This is a genomic window from Escherichia sp. WS3063 (genome assembly GCF_046486595.1).
Classification (GTDB): domain Bacteria; phylum Pseudomonadota; class Gammaproteobacteria; order Enterobacterales; family Enterobacteriaceae; genus Escherichia; species Escherichia coli.
This window is the reverse complement of the sequence record NZ_JBJQKY010000044.1, coordinates 1-19,525: the sequence shown is the minus strand read 5'-3', so window position 1 is coordinate 19,525 and position 19,525 is coordinate 1. Positions and strand designations below refer to the sequence as shown.

Sequence of the window (19,525 nt, the reverse complement as noted above, 5' to 3'; positions counted from 1 at the left end):
GGTGGTCCCACCTGACCCCATGCCGAACTCAGAAGTGAAACGCCGTAGCGCCGATGGTAGTGTGGGGTCTCCCCATGCGAGAGTAGGGAACTGCCAGGCATCAAATTAAGCGAAAGGCCATCCTGACGGATGGCCTTTTTTGCGTTGGTGCAAAAAAATGCCGGATGCGACGCTGGCGCGTCTTATCCAGCCTACTCTTGCTTATCCGTCCTGATTTTGCATCCACTCCACCACAAAATCAGCCAGCCCCTCAACATCATTAATATCCAGTAACGCGACATCAAGATGAAGCGGCACATCACTGGCTACAGCAATAACATGCCTGTCTATCACTAATTCTTCCGGTCGATGTCCGGCTCCATCGCGAAACAGCACAATCTTTGCGATCTCTTCATGCTTAAACCCTTCGACCAGAATCAAATCCAGCTTTGAGGTATCCATTCGACTTGCGAGAAAATGTAGATCCAGCTCTTCTTCGCCTGGTGTTTCCGTCATCAAGGCCCATCGCTGCTGGCTGGCAACGATGGTTTGCGCCGCGCCAGCCTTGCGCAGCTCATAGCTATCTTTGCCCGGTTTATCAACATCCATATCATGGTGCGTATGCTTAATCAGCCCCGGACGGATCCCTCTGGCGCATAATACCGGGATCAGTTTTTTCAGCAGTGTAGTTTTTCCAGTACCACTCCACGCGGCAAAGGCGAGTAACGGTATCATCGTTTTTCCTGCCATCGGGCAAGCTCCTCTGGCGTATTCACGTTTATAAATGCCTCTTTACGATCGCTGAAATCAACCGCATGACCGCCAGCCAGACGCATAAATGCCATAACCCGGCGTTCTCCTGCTTGCAGATATTCCAGTAATAAAGGCTCAATTGCGCGGTTTACCAGAGCAATAGTCGGGTGATCGCGTTCACCGTCGTGGACCCACACGACAGGCGCATCTTTGCGCTGATGAGTAAGCCGGGAGGCTAAATCATGGGGAATGTAAGGCGTATCGCACGGACAAAACAAAAACCACTCACCCGCTTCCTGCTGCATTATTGAAAGCATTCCTGCCAGAGGGCCTGGGTAATCCGCCAGTGAATCTTCAATCACTTTCAGACCGCTTGCCTGATAGATTTCCTGATGACGATTAGCATTAACCACGACGTGAGAAAGCTGCGTCATAAGCGCATCAGCGACATGTTGCCATAATGGTTTGCCGTTTAATTCAAGCAATCCTTTATCTACGCCGCCCATTCGTCTGGCTTTACCGCCCGCCAGCACAACGCCTGTTATCGTCGTCATCAGATTCACCGATATCGCCTCTTTTATTGTGGGATTGACCCTGCTAACGTGTCTGTCTCAAGAGTAAGGAGCATTACTATGAAATGTAAACGTCTGAATGAAGTTATTGAACTCCTCCAGCCAGCCTGGCAAAAAGAGCCAGACCTTAACCTGCTGCAATTTTTGCAGAAACTGGCGAAAGAGTCAGGTTTTGACGGCGAACTGGCGGATTTGACGGATGACATTCTGATCTATCACCTGAAAATGCGTGATTCCGCGAAAGATGCGGTGATCCCGGGTTTGCAAAAAGATTATGAAGAAGACTTCAAAACGGCGCTGTTACGCGCTCGCGGCGTAATTAAAGAGTAAAAGCTTGTAAGCGGTGCCACCAAAATCATCGTGAAATGATATCCTTCATCATTCGTAATGTTTTCCGGATGATGGGATGAACAACAGCGCTTTTACTTTCCAGACACTACACCCGGATACCATCATGGATGCTCTGTTTGAGCAAGGGATCCGGGTGGATTCCGGTCTTACCCCGCTTAACAGCTATGAAAACCGTGTCTATCAATTTCAGGACGAAGATCGTCGACGTTTTGTCGTCAAATTTTATCGTCCTGAACGTTGGACAGCCGATCAAATCCTCGAAGAACATCAATTTGCGTTGCAGTTGGTAAATGATGAAGTTCCGGTCGCAGCACCTGTGGCCTTTAACGGTCAGACTTTATTGAATCATCAGGGATTTTATTTCGCTGTTTTTCCAGGCGTCGGTGGTCGCCAGTTCGAAGCTGATAATATCGATCAGATGGAAGCGGTTGGGCGTTATTTAGGGCGTATGCACCAGACGGGGCGCAAACAGCTTTTTATCCATCGCCCGACCATCGGTCTGAATGAATATCTCATTGAGCCTCGCAAGCTGTTTGAGGACGCTACACTGATACCTTCCGGGTTGAAAGCGGCATTTCTGAAAGCGACAGATGAGCTGATCGCCGCCGTTACAGCACACTGGCGGGAAGATTTCACCGTTCTGCGGCTACATGGAGACTGCCACGCCGGGAATATTCTCTGGCGCGATGGTCCAATGTTTGTTGATCTGGATGATGCACGTAATGGTCCAGCCGTTCAGGATTTGTGGATGTTGCTCAATGGCGATAAAGCCGAGCAGCGGATGCAACTGGAAACTATTATTGAAGCTTATGAAGAATTTAGCGAGTTCGACACCGCTGAAATCGGACTGATTGAACCTTTACGCGCCATGCGTTTGGTTTATTATCTTGCCTGGCTAATGCGGCGTTGGGCTGATCCCGCGTTCCCGAAAAATTTCCCGTGGTTAACCGGGGAAGATTACTGGCTGCGACAAACGGCGACTTTTATAGAACAGGCAAAAGTTCTACAAGAACCCCCTTTACAATTAACACCTATGTATTAACCGGAGAGAGTAGATCATGAAAAAGATTTGGCTGGCGCTGGCTGGTTTAGTTTTAGCGTTTAGCGCATCGGCGGCGCAGTATGAAGATGGTAAACAGTACACTACCCTGGAAAAACCGGTAGCTGGCGCGCCGCAAGTGCTGGAGTTTTTCTCTTTCTTCTGTCCGCACTGCTATCAGTTTGAAGAAGTTCTGCATATTTCTGATAATGTGAAGAAAAAACTGCCGGAAGGCGTGAAGATGACTAAATACCACGTCAACTTCATGGGTGGTGACCTGGGCAAAGATCTGACTCAGGCATGGGCTGTGGCGATGGCGCTGGGCGTGGAAGACAAAGTCACTGTTCCGCTGTTTGAAGGCGTACAGAAAACCCAGACCATTCGTTCAGCATCTGATATCCGCGATGTATTTATCAACGCAGGTATTAAAGGTGAAGAGTACGACGCGGCGTGGAACAGCTTCGTGGTCAAATCTCTGGTCGCTCAGCAGGAAAAAGCTGCAGCTGACGTGCAATTGCGTGGCGTTCCGGCGATGTTTGTTAACGGTAAATATCAGCTGAATCCGCAGGGTATGGATACCAGCAATATGGATGTTTTTGTTCAGCAGTATGCTGATACAGTGAAATATCTGTCCGAGAAAAAATAATTCAATGTAAATTACATAAGGCCCGTGAATATTCACGGGTTTTTTTTATTATTTAATAAATATAAATACATTCTGATAATGCGTCCTGCCGCTGGACATTATTTCAGCATAAGCGGATATTTAAAGTTTTGCTGTTTTATCAGGGAATATTTATATGATACATAAGTCAGCTACAGGTGTTATTGTTGCGTTAGCCGTAATCTGGGGTGGTGGCACATGGTACACAGGTACGCAAATTCAGCCTGGTGTCGAAAAGTTTATTAAAGATTTTAACGATGCGAAAAAGAAAGGTGAACATGCCTACGATATGACGTTAAGTTATAAAAACTTTGACAAAGGCTTTTTTAATTCCCGTTTTCAAATGCAAATGACATTCGATAACGGTGCACCCGATCTCAATATCAAGCCAGGCCAGAAAGTTGTATTTGATGTGGATGTTGAGCACGGTCCGTTGCCCATCACAATGTTAATGCATGGTAATGTCATCCCAGCACTGGCAGCGGCAAAAGTGAACTTAGTGAATAATGAACTGACACAACCGCTATTTATCGCCGCGAAAAATAAATCGCCCGTGGAAGCGACATTGCGATTCGCGTTTGGTGGCTCATTCTCTACGACATTAGATGTTGCCCCTGCAGAGTATGGAAAGTTTTCTTTTGGTGAGGGCCAGTTTACTTTTAATGGTGATGGTAGTTCATTGTCTAACCTGGATATTGAAGGCAAAGTCGAAGATATTGTTCTGCAATTATCACCAATGAACAAAGTAACGGCAAAAAGTTTTACCATTGATTCTCTGGCGCGATTAGAAGAAAAGAAATTTCCGGTTGGTGAAAGCGAGTCGAAATTTAATCAGATTAACATTATCAATCACGGGGAAGACGTTGCCCAAATCGATGCTTTCGTTGCAAAAACCATGCTGGATCGCGTTAAAGACAAAGATTATATCAATGTCAATCTGACCTACGAACTTGATAAGTTAACAAAAGGGAATCAGCAACTCGGTAGTGGTGAGTGGTCATTGATTGCTGAATCTATTGATCCCTCAGCGGTGCGCCAATTTATCATCCAGTATAACATTGCGATGCAGAAGCACCTTGCTGCACACCCTGAGTTAGCAAACGATGAAGTTGCTCTGCAAGAAGTGAATGCTGCATTGTTCAAAGAGTATTTACCGTTATTACAAAAAAGTGAGCCGACCATTAAACAACCGGTAAGATGGAAGAACGCACTCGGCGAACTAAATGCCAATCTGGATATCAGTATTGCCGACCCAGCCAAATCTTCATCATCCACAAACAAAGATATTAAATCGCTCAATTTTGATGTGAAGTTACCGCTTAATGTCGTCACAGAAACCGCAAAACAGCTTAATTTATCTGAAGGGATGGATGCTGAAAAAGCGCAAAAGCAGGCTGATAAACAAATCAGCGGGATGATGACATTAGGTCAGATGTTGCAGTTAATCACGATTGACAACAATACCGCCTCGCTGCAACTGCGTTATACACCGGGTAAAGTTGTTTTTAACGGACAGGAGATGAGCGAAGAAGAATTTATGTCTCGTGCCGGACGTTTTGTTCATTAAAATACTCACTCGCCTCTGCTCATTCAGAGGCGAGTAAAACTTACTTTTCCTGCCGCTGTGATGACATCAACGATGTCAGAAGCCGGTCTTTTTCCTGCCACAATGAGTTCAGCCATTGCTGAAAATGGCGCTTAAAGCTTTTGTCATTGATGTAGTCGCCATGTAACTCATCGGCAATAGGCTGTAAATCCACATGTACGACAATCCGCGTCAGTTTACCGCTTAACATATCGAAGAACGGCTGACGGTTATTGTCCGGATAACACAGCGTAACATTAAGCAGTTTATCGAATTGTTTACCCAGTACATTTAGCGCCATCGCAATGCCTGCCGCCTTTGGTGGCAACAAGTTTTGAAAAGTGGAGTGGGTTTGCTGATGTTTTTCTTGCGTGAAACGGGAGCCTTCAACGAAATTGACAATGGTGGTGGGATGCAGGCGAAACTTTTCACAAGAACGCCGAGTGGTTTCAACATCTTTACCACGTCGCTCCGGATGACGTAATAAATAAGCGCGGGAATAACGCTTCATAAACGGCATATCCAGCGCCCAGCACGCCAGGCCAAGAAATGGCACCCAGGCCAGCTGCTGCTTGAGGAAATATTTATTCATCGGAATGTGCTTACGAAACAGCACGCACAGTACGACAATATCTGCCCAACTACGGTGGTTACAAATAAGCAGATACCAGTTCTTCTTACTTAACCCTTCCAGCCCGTGAACTTCCCATTGCAGGTGTGGGTTCAGATGCAGTAATACCGCCAGACCTTCACACCAGCAATACATCATAAAATCACAAAAACGCGAAACCTTTCGCCAAATGACTGGCACAGGTAGCAATAGTTTTACAATCCCGGCAATGATGATCGGGACGGAACAAAAAATAGTGACCAAAATGGTCAATACGATACTCAGCAAAAGGGTTATCGCAGCGAGTATTCTCGTCATAATGAATTTATTCAAAAGGTTAGCCATAGACAGTGCGCTAAAGAAGCGCAAGGCGCAGATTTTAGCAGAAAACGACCCAAATAACGGATGATCCTTAAGGAGAAAAATAATTCATATCTATCCACATTAGAAAAAATCCCATTATCTCAATTATTAGGGATGGCTTTATTTTTAACTGCATGAAAAACAAAGATAAACATCATGCTGTAAAAAGCATGATAATAAATTAAAAGTGATGTAAATAATTTATGCACAAAGTTATCCACATGACGATTTGCGAGCGATCCAGAAGATCTACAAAAGATTTTCACGAAAAGCGGTGAAAAACTCATGTTTTCATCCTGTCTGTGGCATCCTTTACCCATAATCTGATAAACAGGCACGGACATTATGGTTCAGATCCCCCAAAATCCACTTATCCTTGTAGATGGTTCATCTTATCTTTATCGCGCATATCACGCGTTTCCCCCGCTGACTAACAGCGCAGGCGAGCCGACTGGTGCGATGTATGGTGTCCTCAACATGCTGCGCAGTCTGATCATGCAATATAAACCGACGCATGCAGCGGTGGTCTTTGACGCCAAGGGAAAAACCTTTCGTGATGAACTGTTTGAACATTACAAATCACATCGCCCGCCAATGCCGGACGATCTGCGAGCACAAATCGAACCTCTGCACGCGATGGTTAAAGCGATGGGACTGCCGCTGCTGGCGGTTTCTGGCGTAGAAGCGGACGACGTTATTGGTACTCTGGCGCGCGAAGCCGAAAAAGCCGGGCGTCCGGTGCTGATCAGCACTGGCGATAAAGATATGGCGCAGCTGGTGACACCAAATATCACGCTTATCAACACCATGACGAATACCATCCTCGGACCGGAAGAGGTGGTGAATAAGTACGGCGTGCCGCCAGAACTGATCATCGATTTCCTGGCGCTGATGGGTGACTCCTCTGATAACATTCCTGGCGTACCGGGCGTCGGTGAAAAAACCGCGCAGGCATTGCTGCAAGGTCTTGGCGGGCTGGATACGCTGTATGCCGAGCCAGAAAAAATTGCTGGGTTGAGCTTCCGTGGCGCGAAAACAATGGCAGCGAAGCTCGAGCAAAACAAAGAAGTTGCTTATCTCTCATACCAGCTGGCGACGATTAAAACCGACGTTGAACTGGAGCTGACCTGTGAACAACTGGAAGTGCAGCCACCGGCGGCGGAAGAGTTGTTAGGGCTGTTCAAAAAGTATGAGTTCAAACGCTGGACTGCTGATGTCGAAGCGGGCAAATGGCTACAGGCTAAAGGGGTGAAACCCGCAGCCAGGCCGCAGGAAACCAGTGTTGCAGACGAAGCGCCAGAAGTGACGGCAACGGTGATTTCTTATGACAACTACGTCACCATCCTTGATGAAGAAACACTGAAAGAGTGGATTGCGAAGCTGGAAAAAGCGCCGGTATTTGCATTTGATACCGAAACCGACAGCCTTGATAACATCTCTGCTAACCTGGTCGGGCTTTCTTTTGCTATCGAGCCAGGCGTAGCGGCATATATTCCGGTTGCTCATGATTATCTTGATGCGCCCGATCAAATCTCTCGCGAGCGTGCACTCGAGTTGCTAAAACCGCTGCTGGAAGATGAAAAGGCGCTGAAGGTCGGGCAAAACCTGAAATACGATCGCGGTATTCTGGCGAACTACGGCATTGAACTACGTGGGATTGCGTTTGATACCATGCTGGAGTCCTACATTCTCAATAGCGTTGCCGGGCGTCACGATATGGACAGCCTCGCGGAACGTTGGTTGAAGCACAAAACCATCACTTTTGAAGAGATTGCGGGTAAAGGCAAAAATCAACTGACCTTTAACCAGATTGCCCTCGAAGAAGCCGGACGTTACGCCGCCGAAGATGCAGATGTCACCTTGCAGTTGCATCTGAAAATGTGGCCGGATCTGCAAAAACACAAAGGGCCGTTGAACGTCTTCGAGAATATCGAAATGCCGCTGGTGCCGGTGCTTTCACGCATTGAACGTAACGGTGTGAAGATCGATCCGAAAGTGCTGCACAATCACTCTGAAGAGCTCACCTTGCGTCTGGCTGAGCTGGAAAAGAAAGCGCATGAAATTGCAGGTGAAGAATTTAACCTTTCTTCCACCAAGCAGTTACAAACCATTCTGTTTGAAAAACAGGGCATTAAACCGCTGAAGAAAACGCCGGGTGGCGCGCCGTCAACGTCGGAAGAGGTACTGGAAGAACTGGCGCTGGACTATCCGTTGCCAAAAGTGATTCTGGAGTATCGTGGTCTGGCGAAGCTGAAATCGACCTACACCGACAAGCTGCCGTTGATGATCAACCCGAAAACCGGGCGTGTACATACCTCTTATCACCAGGCAGTAACCGCAACGGGACGTTTATCGTCAACCGATCCTAACCTGCAAAACATTCCGGTGCGTAATGAAGAAGGTCGTCGTATCCGCCAGGCGTTTATTGCGCCAGAGGATTATGTGATTGTCTCGGCGGACTACTCGCAGATTGAACTGCGCATTATGGCGCATCTCTCGCGTGACAAAGGCTTGCTGACCGCATTCGCGGAAGGAAAAGATATCCACCGGGCTACGGCGGCAGAAGTGTTTGGTTTACCACTGGAAACCGTAACCAGCGAGCAACGCCGTAGCGCGAAAGCGATCAACTTTGGTCTGATTTATGGCATGAGTGCTTTCGGCCTGGCGCGGCAATTGAACATTCCACGTAAAGAAGCGCAGAAGTACATGGACCTTTACTTCGAACGCTACCCTGGCGTGCTGGAGTATATGGAACGCACCCGTGCTCAGGCGAAAGAGCAGGGCTACGTTGAAACGCTGGACGGACGCCGTCTGTATCTGCCGGATATCAAATCCAGCAATGGTGCTCGTCGTGCAGCGGCTGAACGTGCAGCCATTAACGCGCCAATGCAGGGAACCGCCGCCGACATTATCAAACGGGCGATGATTGCCGTTGATGCGTGGCTACAGGCTGAGCAACCGCGTGTACGTATGATCATGCAGGTACACGATGAACTGGTATTTGAAGTTCATAAAGATGATGTCGATGCCGTCGCGAAGCAGATTCATCAACTGATGGAAAACTGTACCCGTCTGGATGTGCCGTTGCTGGTGGAAGTGGGGAGTGGCGAAAACTGGGATCAGGCGCACTAAGATTCGCCTGAACATGCCCTTTTTTCGTAAGTAAGCAACATAAGCTGTCACGTTTTGTGATGGCTATTAGAAATTCCTATGCAACAACTGAAAAAAAATTACAAAAAATGCTTTCTGAACTGAACAAAAAAGAGTAAAGTTAGTCGCGTAGGGTACAGAGGTAAGATGTTCTATCTTTCAGACCTTTTACTTCACGTAATCGGATTTGGCTGAATATTTTAGCCGCCCCAGTCAGTAATGACTGGGGCGTTTTTTATTGGGCGAAAGAAAAGATCCGTAATGCCTGATGCGCCATGTTTATCAGGCCAACGGTAGAAGTGTAATCTATTGAATTTACTGGCCGGATACGCCACATCCGGCACAAGCATTAAGGCAAGAAAATTATTCGCCGTCCTGCGTTTCTTCTACAGGCTGCATCTCGCTAAACCAGGTATCCAGTTTCTGCCGCAGCTTGTCCACGCCTTGTTTCTTCAGTGAAGAGAAGGTTTCAACCTGCACATCACCGTTAAACGCCAGCACCGCTTCACGCACCATATTCAATTGCGCTTTACGTGCGCCGCTTGCCAGTTTGTCCGCTTTGGTCAGCAGCACCAGCACGGCGATATTGCTGTCTACCGCCCACTCAATCATCTGCTGATCCAAATCTTTCAGCGGATGGCGAATATCCATTAGCACCACCAGACCTTGCAGGCTCTGACGTTTTTCGAGGTACTCGCCGAGCGCGCGCTGCCATTTGCGCTTCATCTCTTCCGGGACTTCCGCATAACCGTACCCAGGCAAGTCAACCAGACGCTTGCCGTCAGCCACTTCAAACAGGTTGATAAGCTGGGTGCGCCCTGGGGTTTTTGAGGTCCGCGCCAGGCTTTTCTGGTTAGTCAGCGTGTTCAGCGCGCTGGATTTACCTGCGTTGGAACGGCCTGCAAAAGCCACTTCAATTCCGGTATCGGAAGGTAGGTGGCGAATATCAGGCGCACTCATCACAAAATGCGTCTGTTGATAATTCAAATTAGTCAAAGCGGTCGTCTCCGTCAGTCAAAGCTTTGCGGCGATTATACCTGAACCATAATAAAAGGCGGATTTTTCGGCGTGAGCGTTGTAAGTAAAAGCCATACGCTTTGTGAGACATTGCCGATAGTCTTTATGCGAAATAGCAGAGAAAATTCTGCGATGCATGTCAAATAAGCTATATAAATCAGTTAATTGCTTTTATATAAAACTCTGAAAATGTGCAAATACTGATGGCGGTTGATTGTTTGTTTAAAGCAAAGGCGTAAAGTAGCACCCATAGAGCGAGGACGCTAACAGGAACAATGACTCAGGATGAGGGTCAGGAGCGCCAGGAGGCGAAGACAGAGGATTGTCAGGAAGACAAACGTCCGGAGACGTAATTAAACGGAAATGGAATCAACACGGATTGTTCCGGCTAATGGAAAAACAGGGTGTGTTGGCGGCCTGCAAGGATTGTAAGACCCGTTAAGGGTTATGAGTCAGGAAAAAAGGCGACAGAGTAATCTGTCGCCTTTTTTCTTTGCTTGCTTTCTGTTAGATTCCGCCGCAAATCTATACTGAATAAAACGGCTAAAAGACGAACCATTATGAAACCATCATCTTCAAACTCACGCAGCAAAGGTCATGCAAAAGCGCGTCGAAAAACACGCGAGGAGCTGGATCAGGAAGCTCGTGACCGTAAGCGTCAGAAAAAACGTCGTGGTCATGCGCCGGGCAGCCGCGCAGCGGGCGGTAACACCTCGTCAGGCAGCAAAGGCCAGAACGCACCAAAAGATCCACGTATTGGCAGTAAAACCCCTATTCCATTGGGCGTGACTGAAAAAGTCACCAAACAGCACAAACCGAAGAGTGAGAAACCTATGCTTTCACCGCAGGCGGAGTTGGAATTACTGGAAACGGATGAGCGTCTGGATGCGCTGCTGGAACGTCTGGAAGCAGGCGAAACCCTGAGCGCCGAAGAGCAATCCTGGGTGGATGCTAAACTGGATCGTATTGATGAGTTGATGCAGAAACTCGGCCTCTCTTATGACGATGACGAAGAAGAGGAAGAAGACGAGAAGCAAGAAGACATGATGCGTCTGCTGCGGGGCAACTAACGGATTGCCGCCGTGGGCCTTCCCGTTCTGCTGATAACCCTTCCGGTTATATGTTATCTGGTGTGGTTATTCGTTAAACTACAGCGGTTGTCGCGGCGACAAAAGTGGCTGCGCAACCGGCTGATGACCCGAAACGGGCATCCGCCGGTACGCCGTAGCCGCCAGAGACGCCATCGGAAGGAGTGAGCATGTCTGTACAGCAAATCGACTGGGATCTGGCCCTGATCCAGAAATATAACTATTCCGGGCCACGATACACCTCGTACCCGACCGCGCTGGAGTTTTCAGAAGACTTCGGCGAACAGGCGTTTTTACAAGCCGTGGCGCGCTATCCTGAGCGTCCATTATCTCTCTACGTACATATTCCGTTCTGCCATAAGCTTTGTTACTTCTGCGGTTGCAATAAGATAGTTACTCGCCAGCAGCACAAGGCCGATCAGTATCTGGACGCGCTGGAGCAAGAAATCGTCCATCGTGCACCGCTTTTTGCCGGGCGCAAGGTGAGCCAGCTGCACTGGGGCGGTGGTACGCCGACGTATCTGAACAAAGCGCAAATCAGCCGTCTGATGAAGCTGCTGCGCGAAAACTTCCAGTTCAATGCCGATGCGGAGATTTCGATCGAAGTCGATCCGCGCGAAATCGAACTGGATGTACTCGATCATTTACGCGCCGAGGGCTTTAATCGCCTGAGCATGGGCGTGCAGGACTTCAACAAAGAAGTGCAACGTCTGGTTAACCGCGAGCAGGATGAAGAGTTCATCTTTGCACTGCTTAACCATGCGCGTGAGATTGGCTTTACCTCCACCAACATCGACCTGATTTACGGTCTGCCGAAACAGACGCCGGAAAGTTTTGCCTTTACCCTGAAACGTGTGGCGGAGCTGAACCCCGATCGTCTGAGCGTCTTTAACTACGCGCATCTGCCAACTATTTTTGCCGCCCAACGCAAAATCAAAGATGCTGACTTGCCGAGTCCGCAACAAAAACTCGATATCTTGCAGGAAACCATCGCCTTCCTGACACAATCGGGCTATCAGTTTATCGGTATGGATCACTTTGCTCGCCCTGATGACGAGCTGGCAGTGGCCCAGCGCGAAGGCGTGTTGCATCGTAACTTCCAGGGCTATACCACTCAGGGCGATACCGATTTGCTGGGGATGGGCGTTTCCGCCATCAGCATGATTGGCGACTGCTACGCGCAGAACCAGAAAGAGTTGAAGCAGTACTATCAGCAAGTGGATGAACAAGGCAATGCGCTGTGGCGTGGTATTGCGCTAACGCGTGATGACTGTATTCGCCGCGATGTGATTAAGTCGCTCATCTGCAACTTCCGTCTGGATTACGCTCCCATTGAGCAACAGTGGGATTTGCACTTCGCTGATTACTTTGCGGAAGATCTCAAGCTGCTCGCCCCGTTAGCAAAAGATGGGCTGGTGGATGTGGATGAGAAGGGGATTCAAGTGACGGCGAAAGGTCGCTTGCTGATCCGCAACATTTGCATGTGCTTTGATACCTATCTGCGCCAGAAAGCGCGGATGCAGCAGTTCTCACGGGTGATTTAAATAGTGAATGGCGCTTCGTTTACAAAGTAGAAAACGAAAGCGCCATCAATGTGCTGAGAACAAGATTGCCTGATGCGCTACGCTTATCAGGCCTACAAAACCTGTTGAAAATATTGCTTTTGCAGGCCGGATAAGGCGTTCACGCCGCATCCGGCATGAACAAAGAGCACTTCATCAGCAATCTGAAACTCAACTAAACAGCCCAATCATCGCGGCACACAGCACGGCAGCAACGGCAGTTTGTGGTGTGTGGCTGTCAACTGCGCCACTCGATACCAGATTAATTATTGATTCCAGCATAATGACTCTCCCCGTTTTCCGGGCAAGATCATACTGAACTTATCGGAACAGTAAAGCGCAAAATACCAGCAATTTGCGCTCAATAATCAATCTTTACACACAAGCCGTGAATCACTCCATTCCCAGCTCTTTTAACTTACGCGTCAGGGTGTTACGGCCCCAGCCAAGTAGCCGCGCTGCTTCCTGTTTATGCCCCTGCGTATGTCGCAACGCGGTCGTCAGTAACGTCCGCTCCAGCTCAGGCTGCGCTTCGGAAAGCAGATTTTGATGACCGGAACGTAGCGCCCGATCTGCCCACTGCGCTAAAAGTGTCGCCCAACTGTCCGGTTGCATTTGCGAAGTACTCTCCGCAACCGTTGATTCAAACAGTTCACCGGGCAAATCCTGAATCAACACTTCCTGCCCGGCGGCCATCACCGTTAGCCAGCGACAGGTGTTTTCCAGCTGGCGCACGTTGCCTGGCCACGCCAGACGCGTCAGCGCGGCTTCGGTTTCCGGATGCAGCAACTTCGCTTCTACGCCCAGCTCTCGCGCGGCAACCTGTAAAAAATGGCGTGCCAGACGGGGAATATCTTCCCGACGCTCACGCAGTGGCGGCAGATGAACGCGGATAACGTTCAGGCGGTGGAACAGATCCTCACGGAACTTACCTTCCTGCACCCGCTGTTCAAGATTCTGGTGAGTGGCAGCGATAATCCGCACATCCACTTTCACCGGCGCATAGCCGCCAACGCGGTAAAACTGACCGTCTGCCAGCACGCGCAGCAAACGCGTCTGCACATCCAGCGGCATATCGCCAATTTCATCGAGGAATAATGTACCGCCATCAGCCTGTTCAAAACGCCCCTGACGAATGGTATTCGCGCCGGTAAACGCGCCTTTCTCGTGACCAAACAGTTCTGATTCGATCAAATCTTTTGGGATAGCTGCCATATTCAGCGCGATAAACGGCGCTTTGGCTCGCGGACTGTGGCGATGCAGGGCATGAGCGACCAGTTCTTTACCGGTGCCGGATTCGCCGTTAATCAGCACGCTAATAGAAGAACGCGAAAGCCGACCGATAATACGGAACACGTCCTGCATGGCTGGCGCTTCGCCGATGATATCGGTCGTTGGGCCGTTAAGCTGAACATTACGCGGCTGCTGCTGTTCCTGGTAATGACTGATGGCGCGCTCAACCAGCGCCACGGCTTCGTCGATATCAAACGGTTTGGGCAGATAATCAAACGCCCCTTGTTGATAGGCGCTGACGGCAGCATCAAGATCGGAATGTGCGGTCATAATGATGACCGGAAGCATTGGATGGCGCTGTTTAATCTGCTTGAGCAGCGCCAGCCCGTCCATTCCCGGCATACGGATATCTGAAAGCAGCACATCCGGCGTTTTGCTCGCCAGCGCCTCCAGCACTTCTGCGCCGTTCTCAAACGTCGTACAGGTTAAACCTGCCCCAGCGAGCGCACGTTCAAGCACCCAACGGATGGAACTATCGTCATCGACTACCCAGACTATCCCTCGTTGCATAAACGTCACCTTTATTTCCTGATAGGCAGGTAAACCGAGAACTCGGTATGCCCTGGCCAACTGGTAAATTCAATTTTGCCTGAATGCTGATCAATCAAATTACGAGCGATGGATAAGCCAAGCCCGGTGCCACCTTCGCGGCCGCTGACCATCGGGTAAAACAGCGTATCCTGCAAATGAGGCGGAATGCCCGGCCCGTTATCTTCCACATCAATCCGCGCCGCCAGCCGGTAGCGCTCGCCGTGTAAGGTCAGTTGAAACGCGGTGCGGGTACGCAGAATGATTTCACCGCCTTCCGGCCCCAGCGCCTGTAGCGCATTGCGCACAATATTCAGCAAGACCTGTTCAATTTGATCCGGGTCGTGCGCCAGTTCCGGCAGGCTGGGATCGTAATCACGAATCAACCGCACGTTGTCCGGCAGTTCCATCGACACCAGCGTTACCACGCGTTCAGCCACTTTGTGAATACTTTCGGTAACGCGCGTACCGGGCAGCTGCGGCCCCAACAGACGGTCGACCAGATTTCGCAGCCGGTCCGCCTGTTCGATAATCACTTTGGTATATTCGAGTAGTGATGGGTCAGGTAACGCTTTGCTGAGCAGCTGCGCCGCGCCACGTAAACCGCCAAGCGGATTTTTAATCTCATGTGCCAGGCCGCGCACTAAATCACGGGCAGCAACCTGCTGGGCGTGCTGTAGCTGTTCCTGACTTAAGCGGCGCTGGTTATCCATCGGAGCCATCTCCAGCAGGATCATGCCGTCCGGCATACGCTGGGCCGTCACAGAAAGGATATGCGAGCGCCCGTCGATGACCAGCGTCACTTCGTTATCGGTAAAACCTTGCCCCGCCTCCAGACTTTCTTGCATCAGCTCGATATTTAATGAGAAGTAGCTCAACAGTTCCGGTAACGGCGTACCAAACAATTTGCGGGAGCTTTGGGCGAGCAGTTGTTGCGCGGCGGGGTTGGCGTAATGGATCGCCAGATTGTCATCAATTAACAAAATACTGTTAATCAGCGAGTTGAGGATCTGCCCAGCATCGGGCTGCGTGCCTGTTGCCATAAAGCAGTCTCCTGAACAGGTTGCACCATTTTAGTGCATTATAGCTTTTTACGGATAAAAAGCGCGAAGCATCAGAGAATTGACGGAGAAAAAAGCCCATGCAGAGATGGGCTGAAAGTTTCCACGGCAACTAAATCCCGGCGTTGTTGCGCCGGGTAGTACAACTTCAACTATTAGACGCTGTAGTACAGCTCAAACTCTACCGGATGCGGAGTCATACGCACACGGTCATCTTCTTCGCGACGCAGAGCGATGTACGCATCGATCGCTTCATCAGTGAACACGCCACCGGCTTTCAGGAACTCGCGGTCCAGATCCAGTTCGTTCAGTGCTTCTTCCAGAGAACCAGCAACCTGTGGGATCTCTTTCGCTTCTTCCGGCGGCAGGTCATACAGGTTTTTGTCCATCGCTTCGCCCGGATGGATCTTGTTCTTGATACCGTCAAGACCGGCCATCAGCAGGGCAGCAAAGCACAGGTACGGGTTAGCCGCCGGGTCCGGGAAACGTACTTCGATACGACGTGCTTTCGGAGAAGAAACCACCGGAATACGGATAGACGCAGAACGGTTACGCGCAGAGTAAGCCAGCATTACCGGTGCTTCGTAGCCCGGGACCAGACGCTTGTAAGAGTTGGTGGTCGGGTTTGCCAGGGCATTAATCGCTTTCGCGTGTTTGATTACGCCGCCAATGTAGTACAGCGCCTGTTCAGACAGACCTGCGTATTTGTCGCCAGCAAACAGGTTAACGCCGTTTTTAGACAGCGACATGTGGCAGTGCATACCGGAGCCGTTATCACCGAACATCGGTTTTGGCATAAAGGTCGCAGTTTTACCGAAGCGGTGCGCTACGTTGTGCACAACATATTTGTAGATCTGAATTTCGTCAGCTTTTTTGGTCATGGTATTGAAGCGGGTAGCCACTTCGTTCTGACCAGCAGTCGCTACTTCGTGGTGATGGGCTTCAACCACCAGACCCATCTGTTCCATCACCAGACACATTTCAGAACGAATATCCTGAGCAGAGTCTACCGGCGGAACCGGGAAGTAACCGCCTTTCACTGCCGGACGGTGACCTTTGTTACCACCTTCGTATTGGGTGGAGGAGTTCCATGCGCCTTCGATATCGTCGATAGCAACGTGGGAACCGGAGATAGATGATCCGAAACGGATGTCATCGAACAGGAAGAATTCAGGTTCTGGCCCGAACAGTACGGTGTCGGCAATGCCAGTGGAACGCAGGTAATCTTCGGCGCGCTTCGCAATAGAGCGCGGGTCACGGTCATAGCCTTGCAGGGTGCCAGGTTCAAGGATGTCGCAACGGATAATCAGGGTAGAATCCGCGAAGAACGGGTCAATCACTGCGGTGGATGCGTCTGGCATCAGCACCATGTCGGATTCGTTAATGCCTTTCCAGCCGCCAATCGAGGAGCCGTCAAACATTTTGCCTTCTTCGAAGAATTCAGCATTCACCTGATGAGCAGGGATAGTGACGTGCTGTTCTTTACCTTTGGTATCGGTGAAGCGCAAATCAACAAACTTCACTTCGTGCTCGTTCAGCATCGTCAGTACGTGTTCAGCGGACATACTTTAACTCTCCTGGATTGGTCATGGTCGTCGTGGTAACGAAATCTGCAATTATTTTGGCCGTGTCGCCGTAAAAAAGATAAAGCGAAATCTGTGCCAACTTTTAAATTGCCCCTAAAAGGCGTTATCATGCTTAACATCGTGCAAAAGGGCTGCACCATGATGTGAATGTTGCACCAATATAGTGCTTCAATGGAAACATTAAGCACCATGTTGGTGCAATGACCTTTGGATAACCCTTTTTATGCTCCGTGAAAGCGATCACAAAGGGACTCTGCAATACTTGTTTGCGGAGGATGTTTGTGATCCTGTTTTGTAGTGCGATTAATCCGTGTACAATAACGCGCTATTTCTAATGCCTGAGGCAAAGTTGTGATCGAAAAATTGCGTAATATCGCCATCATCGCGCACGTAGACCATGGTAAAACCACCCTGGTAGACAAGCTGCTCCAACAATCCGGTACGTTCGACTCTCGTGCCGAAACCCAAGAGCGCGTGATGGACTCCAACGATTTGGAGAAAGAGCGTGGGATTACCATCCTCGCGAAAAACACCGCTATCAAATGGAATGATTACCGTATCAACATCGTTGATACCCCGGGGCACGCCGACTTCGGTGGTGAAGTTGAACGTGTAATGTCCATGGTAGACTCAGTGCTGCTGGTGGTTGACGCATTTGACGGCCCGATGCCGCAAACGCGCTTCGTAACCAAAAAAGCGTTTGCTTACGGCCTGAAGCCGATTGTTGTTATCAACAAAGTTGACCGCCCTGGCGCGCGTCCTGATTGGGTTGTGGATCAGGTATTCGATCTGTTCGTTAACCTCGACGCGACCGACGAGCAGCTGGACTTCCCGATCGTTTACGCTTCTGCGCTGAACGGTATCGCGGGTCTGGACCACGAAGATATGGCGGAAGACATGACCCCGCTGTATCAGGCGATTGTTGACCACGTTCCTGCGCCGGACGTTGACCTTGACGGTCCGTTCCAGATGCAGATTTCTCAGCTCGATTACAACAGCTATGTTGGCGTTATCGGCATTGGCCGCATCAAGCGCGGTAAAGTGAAGCCGAACCAGCAGGTCACTATCATCGATAGCGAAGGCAAAACCCGTAACGCGAAAGTCGGTAAAGTGCTGGGCCACCTCGGTCTGGAACGTATTGAAACCGATCTGGCGGAAGCTGGCGATATCGTGGCGATCACGGGCCTGGGCGAACTGAACATTTCTGACACCGTTTGCGACACGCAAAACGTTGAAGCGCTGCCGGCACTCTCCGTTGATGAGCCGACCGTTTCTATGTTCTTCTGCGTTAACACCTCGCCGTTCTGCGGTAAAGAAGGTAAGTTCGTAACGTCTCGTCAGATCCTGGATCGTCTGAACAAAGAACTGGTACACAACGTTGCGCTGCGCGTAGAAGAAACCGAAGACGCCGATGCGTTCCGCGTTTCTGGTCGTGGCGAACTGCACCTGTCTGTTCTTATTGAAAACATGCGTCGTGAAGGTTTCGAACTGGCGGTATCCCGTCCGAAAGTAATCTTCCGTGAAATCGACGGTCGTAAACAAGAGCCGTATGAAAACGTGACGCTGGACGTTGAAGAACAGCATCAGGGTTCTGTGATGCAGGCGCTGGGCGAACGTAAAGGCGACCTGAAAAACATGAATCCAGACGGTAAAGGCCGCGTACGTCTCGACTACGTGATCCCAAGCCGTGGTCTGATTGGCTTCCGTTCTGAGTTCATGACCATGACTTCCGGTACTGGTCTGCTGTACTCCACCTTCAGCCACTACGACGACGTACGTCCGGGTGAAGTGGGTCAGCGTCAGAACGGCGTACTGATCTCTAACGGTCAGGGTAAAGCGGTAGCGTTCGCGCTGTTCGGTCTGCAGGACCGCGGTAAGCTGTTCCTCGGTCACGGTGCAGAAGTTTACGAAGGTCAGATTATCGGCATTCACAGCCGCTCTAACGACCTGACTGTAAACTGCCTGACCGGTAAGAAACTGACCAACATGCGTGCTTCCGGTACTGACGAAGCCGTTGTTCTGGTTCCGCCTATCCGCATGACTCTGGAACAAGCTCTGGAGTTCATCGATGATGACGAACTGGTAGAAGTGACTCCGACCTCTATCCGTATTCGTAAACGTCACCTGACGGAAAACGATCGTCGTCGCGCCAACCGCGCACCGAAAGACGATTAATTTCGTTTTTTAGTTATAAAAAACCTGCCATCGCTGGCTAATGCCGATCAGTTAAGGATCAGTTGACCGATCCAGTGGCTGTGTAAGAATCCGGAAACGCTCACTTGTTTCCGGATTTTTTTATGCACATTGGACAGGCTCTTGATCTG

The 19,525-nt window shown here is 49.8% G+C and carries 16 protein-coding genes, 1 rRNA gene and 1 pseudogene; 10 read left to right on the top strand and 8 right to left on the bottom strand.

The window, feature by feature from the left end:
• Nucleotides 1-99, top strand: a 5S ribosomal RNA gene (gene rrf / locus ACJHYW_RS24445); the annotation flags it as partial.
• A gap of 102 nt (nt 100-201) precedes the next feature.
• Here the strand turns inward: rrf and mobB are convergent.
• Complete coding sequence (gene mobB / locus ACJHYW_RS24440) at nt 202-729, bottom strand: molybdopterin-guanine dinucleotide biosynthesis protein MobB (protein WP_000907638.1); 528 nt, start codon at nt 727-729, stop codon at nt 202-204.
• Entirely contained in the window at nt 711-1,295 is a 585-nt protein-coding gene (mobA, locus tag ACJHYW_RS24435) for a molybdenum cofactor guanylyltransferase MobA (RefSeq protein WP_001052172.1), read from the bottom strand. The genes mobB and mobA overlap by 19 nt, the downstream gene beginning before the upstream one ends.
• 69 nt (nt 1,296-1,364) lie before the next feature.
• On the opposite strand from mobA, the gene ACJHYW_RS24430 reads away from it, so the two are divergent.
• From ACJHYW_RS24430 to ACJHYW_RS24415, 4 genes are all read left to right on the top strand, one after another.
• A complete protein-coding gene (locus ACJHYW_RS24430) occupies nt 1,365-1,634 on the top strand; it encodes a YihD family protein (RefSeq protein ID WP_001295263.1) in 270 nt (89 codons plus the stop codon).
• A 76-nt stretch (nt 1,635-1,710) separates the two neighbouring features.
• Nucleotides 1,711-2,697, top strand: a complete 987-nt coding sequence (srkA, locus tag ACJHYW_RS24425; protein ID WP_001065511.1) for a stress response kinase SrkA — start codon at nt 1,711-1,713, stop codon at nt 2,695-2,697.
• Nucleotides 2,698-2,713: 16 nt separating this feature from the next.
• Nucleotides 2,714-3,340 (top strand): thiol:disulfide interchange protein DsbA, encoded by a 627-nt coding sequence (dsbA, locus tag ACJHYW_RS24420; protein ID WP_000725337.1) that lies wholly within the window; start codon nt 2,714-2,716, stop codon nt 3,338-3,340.
• A gap of 154 nt (nt 3,341-3,494) precedes the next feature.
• A complete protein-coding gene (locus ACJHYW_RS24415; protein ID WP_061093060.1) occupies nt 3,495-4,925 on the top strand; it encodes a YdgA family protein in 1,431 nt (476 codons plus the stop codon).
• A gap of 40 nt (nt 4,926-4,965) precedes the next feature.
• On the opposite strand, the gene ACJHYW_RS24410 is transcribed toward ACJHYW_RS24415, so the two are convergent.
• On the bottom strand, nt 4,966-5,898 hold the full coding sequence (locus ACJHYW_RS24410; RefSeq protein ID WP_001443189.1) for an acyltransferase: 933 nt from the start codon (nt 5,896-5,898) through the stop codon (nt 4,966-4,968).
• A 363-nt stretch (nt 5,899-6,261) separates the two neighbouring features.
• Here ACJHYW_RS24410 and polA point away from each other — a divergent pair, with 363 nt between their 5' ends.
• Nucleotides 6,262-9,048: a DNA polymerase I gene (gene polA / locus ACJHYW_RS24405; RefSeq protein WP_000249994.1), complete on the top strand. Its 2,787-nt coding sequence runs from the start codon at nt 6,262-6,264 to the stop codon at nt 9,046-9,048.
• Between the two features lie 381 nt (nt 9,049-9,429).
• Here the strand turns inward: polA and yihA are convergent, their stop codons facing one another.
• A complete protein-coding gene (gene yihA, locus ACJHYW_RS24400) occupies nt 9,430-10,062 on the bottom strand; it encodes a ribosome biogenesis GTP-binding protein YihA/YsxC (RefSeq protein WP_000183349.1) in 633 nt (210 codons plus the stop codon).
• Between the two features lie 296 nt (nt 10,063-10,358).
• Between yihA and ACJHYW_RS24395 the strand changes: the two are divergent.
• The 3 genes and pseudogenes from ACJHYW_RS24395 (at nt 10,359) to hemN (ending at nt 12,715) form a co-directional block, all read left to right on the top strand.
• A pseudogene (locus ACJHYW_RS24395) lies at nt 10,359-10,525 on the top strand (hypothetical protein).
• A 118-nt stretch (nt 10,526-10,643) separates the two neighbouring features.
• Nucleotides 10,644-11,153 carry a Der GTPase-activating protein YihI gene (yihI, locus tag ACJHYW_RS24390; RefSeq protein WP_001572146.1) on the top strand — a complete coding sequence of 170 codons (510 nt, stop codon included), beginning with the start codon at nt 10,644-10,646 and terminating at the stop codon, nt 11,151-11,153.
• A gap of 188 nt (nt 11,154-11,341) precedes the next feature.
• Nucleotides 11,342-12,715 carry an oxygen-independent coproporphyrinogen III oxidase gene (gene hemN / locus ACJHYW_RS24385; RefSeq protein WP_000116109.1) on the top strand — a complete coding sequence of 458 codons (1,374 nt, stop codon included), beginning with the start codon at nt 11,342-11,344 and terminating at the stop codon, nt 12,713-12,715.
• Nucleotides 12,716-12,904: 189 nt separating this feature from the next.
• On the opposite strand, the gene ACJHYW_RS24380 is transcribed toward hemN, so the two are convergent.
• The 4 genes from ACJHYW_RS24380 to glnA all read right to left on the bottom strand — a co-directional run bounded on the left by ACJHYW_RS24380 (nt 12,905) and on the right by glnA (nt 17,180).
• Entirely contained in the window at nt 12,905-13,015 is a 111-nt protein-coding gene (locus ACJHYW_RS24380) for a YshB family small membrane protein (RefSeq protein WP_000893994.1), read from the bottom strand.
• A gap of 111 nt (nt 13,016-13,126) precedes the next feature.
• A complete protein-coding gene (gene glnG, locus ACJHYW_RS24375) occupies nt 13,127-14,536 on the bottom strand; it encodes a nitrogen regulation protein NR(I) (protein WP_001188777.1) in 1,410 nt (469 codons plus the stop codon).
• A gap of 11 nt (nt 14,537-14,547) precedes the next feature.
• Nucleotides 14,548-15,597 (bottom strand): nitrogen regulation protein NR(II), encoded by a 1,050-nt coding sequence (gene glnL, locus ACJHYW_RS24370; protein ID WP_000190577.1) that lies wholly within the window; start codon nt 15,595-15,597, stop codon nt 14,548-14,550.
• A 173-nt stretch (nt 15,598-15,770) separates the two neighbouring features.
• The gene (glnA, locus tag ACJHYW_RS24365; protein WP_001271717.1) at nt 15,771-17,180 is read right to left on the bottom strand and encodes a glutamate--ammonia ligase; all 1,410 of its coding nucleotides are present in this window, start codon (nt 17,178-17,180) and stop codon (nt 15,771-15,773) included.
• A 372-nt stretch (nt 17,181-17,552) separates the two neighbouring features.
• Between glnA and typA the strand changes: the two genes are divergently transcribed.
• Nucleotides 17,553-19,376, top strand: coding sequence for a ribosome-dependent GTPase TypA (gene typA, locus ACJHYW_RS24360; RefSeq protein ID WP_000570668.1), 1,824 nt, complete (start codon nt 17,553-17,555; stop codon nt 19,374-19,376).
• Nucleotides 19,377-19,525 lie beyond the last annotated feature (149 nt).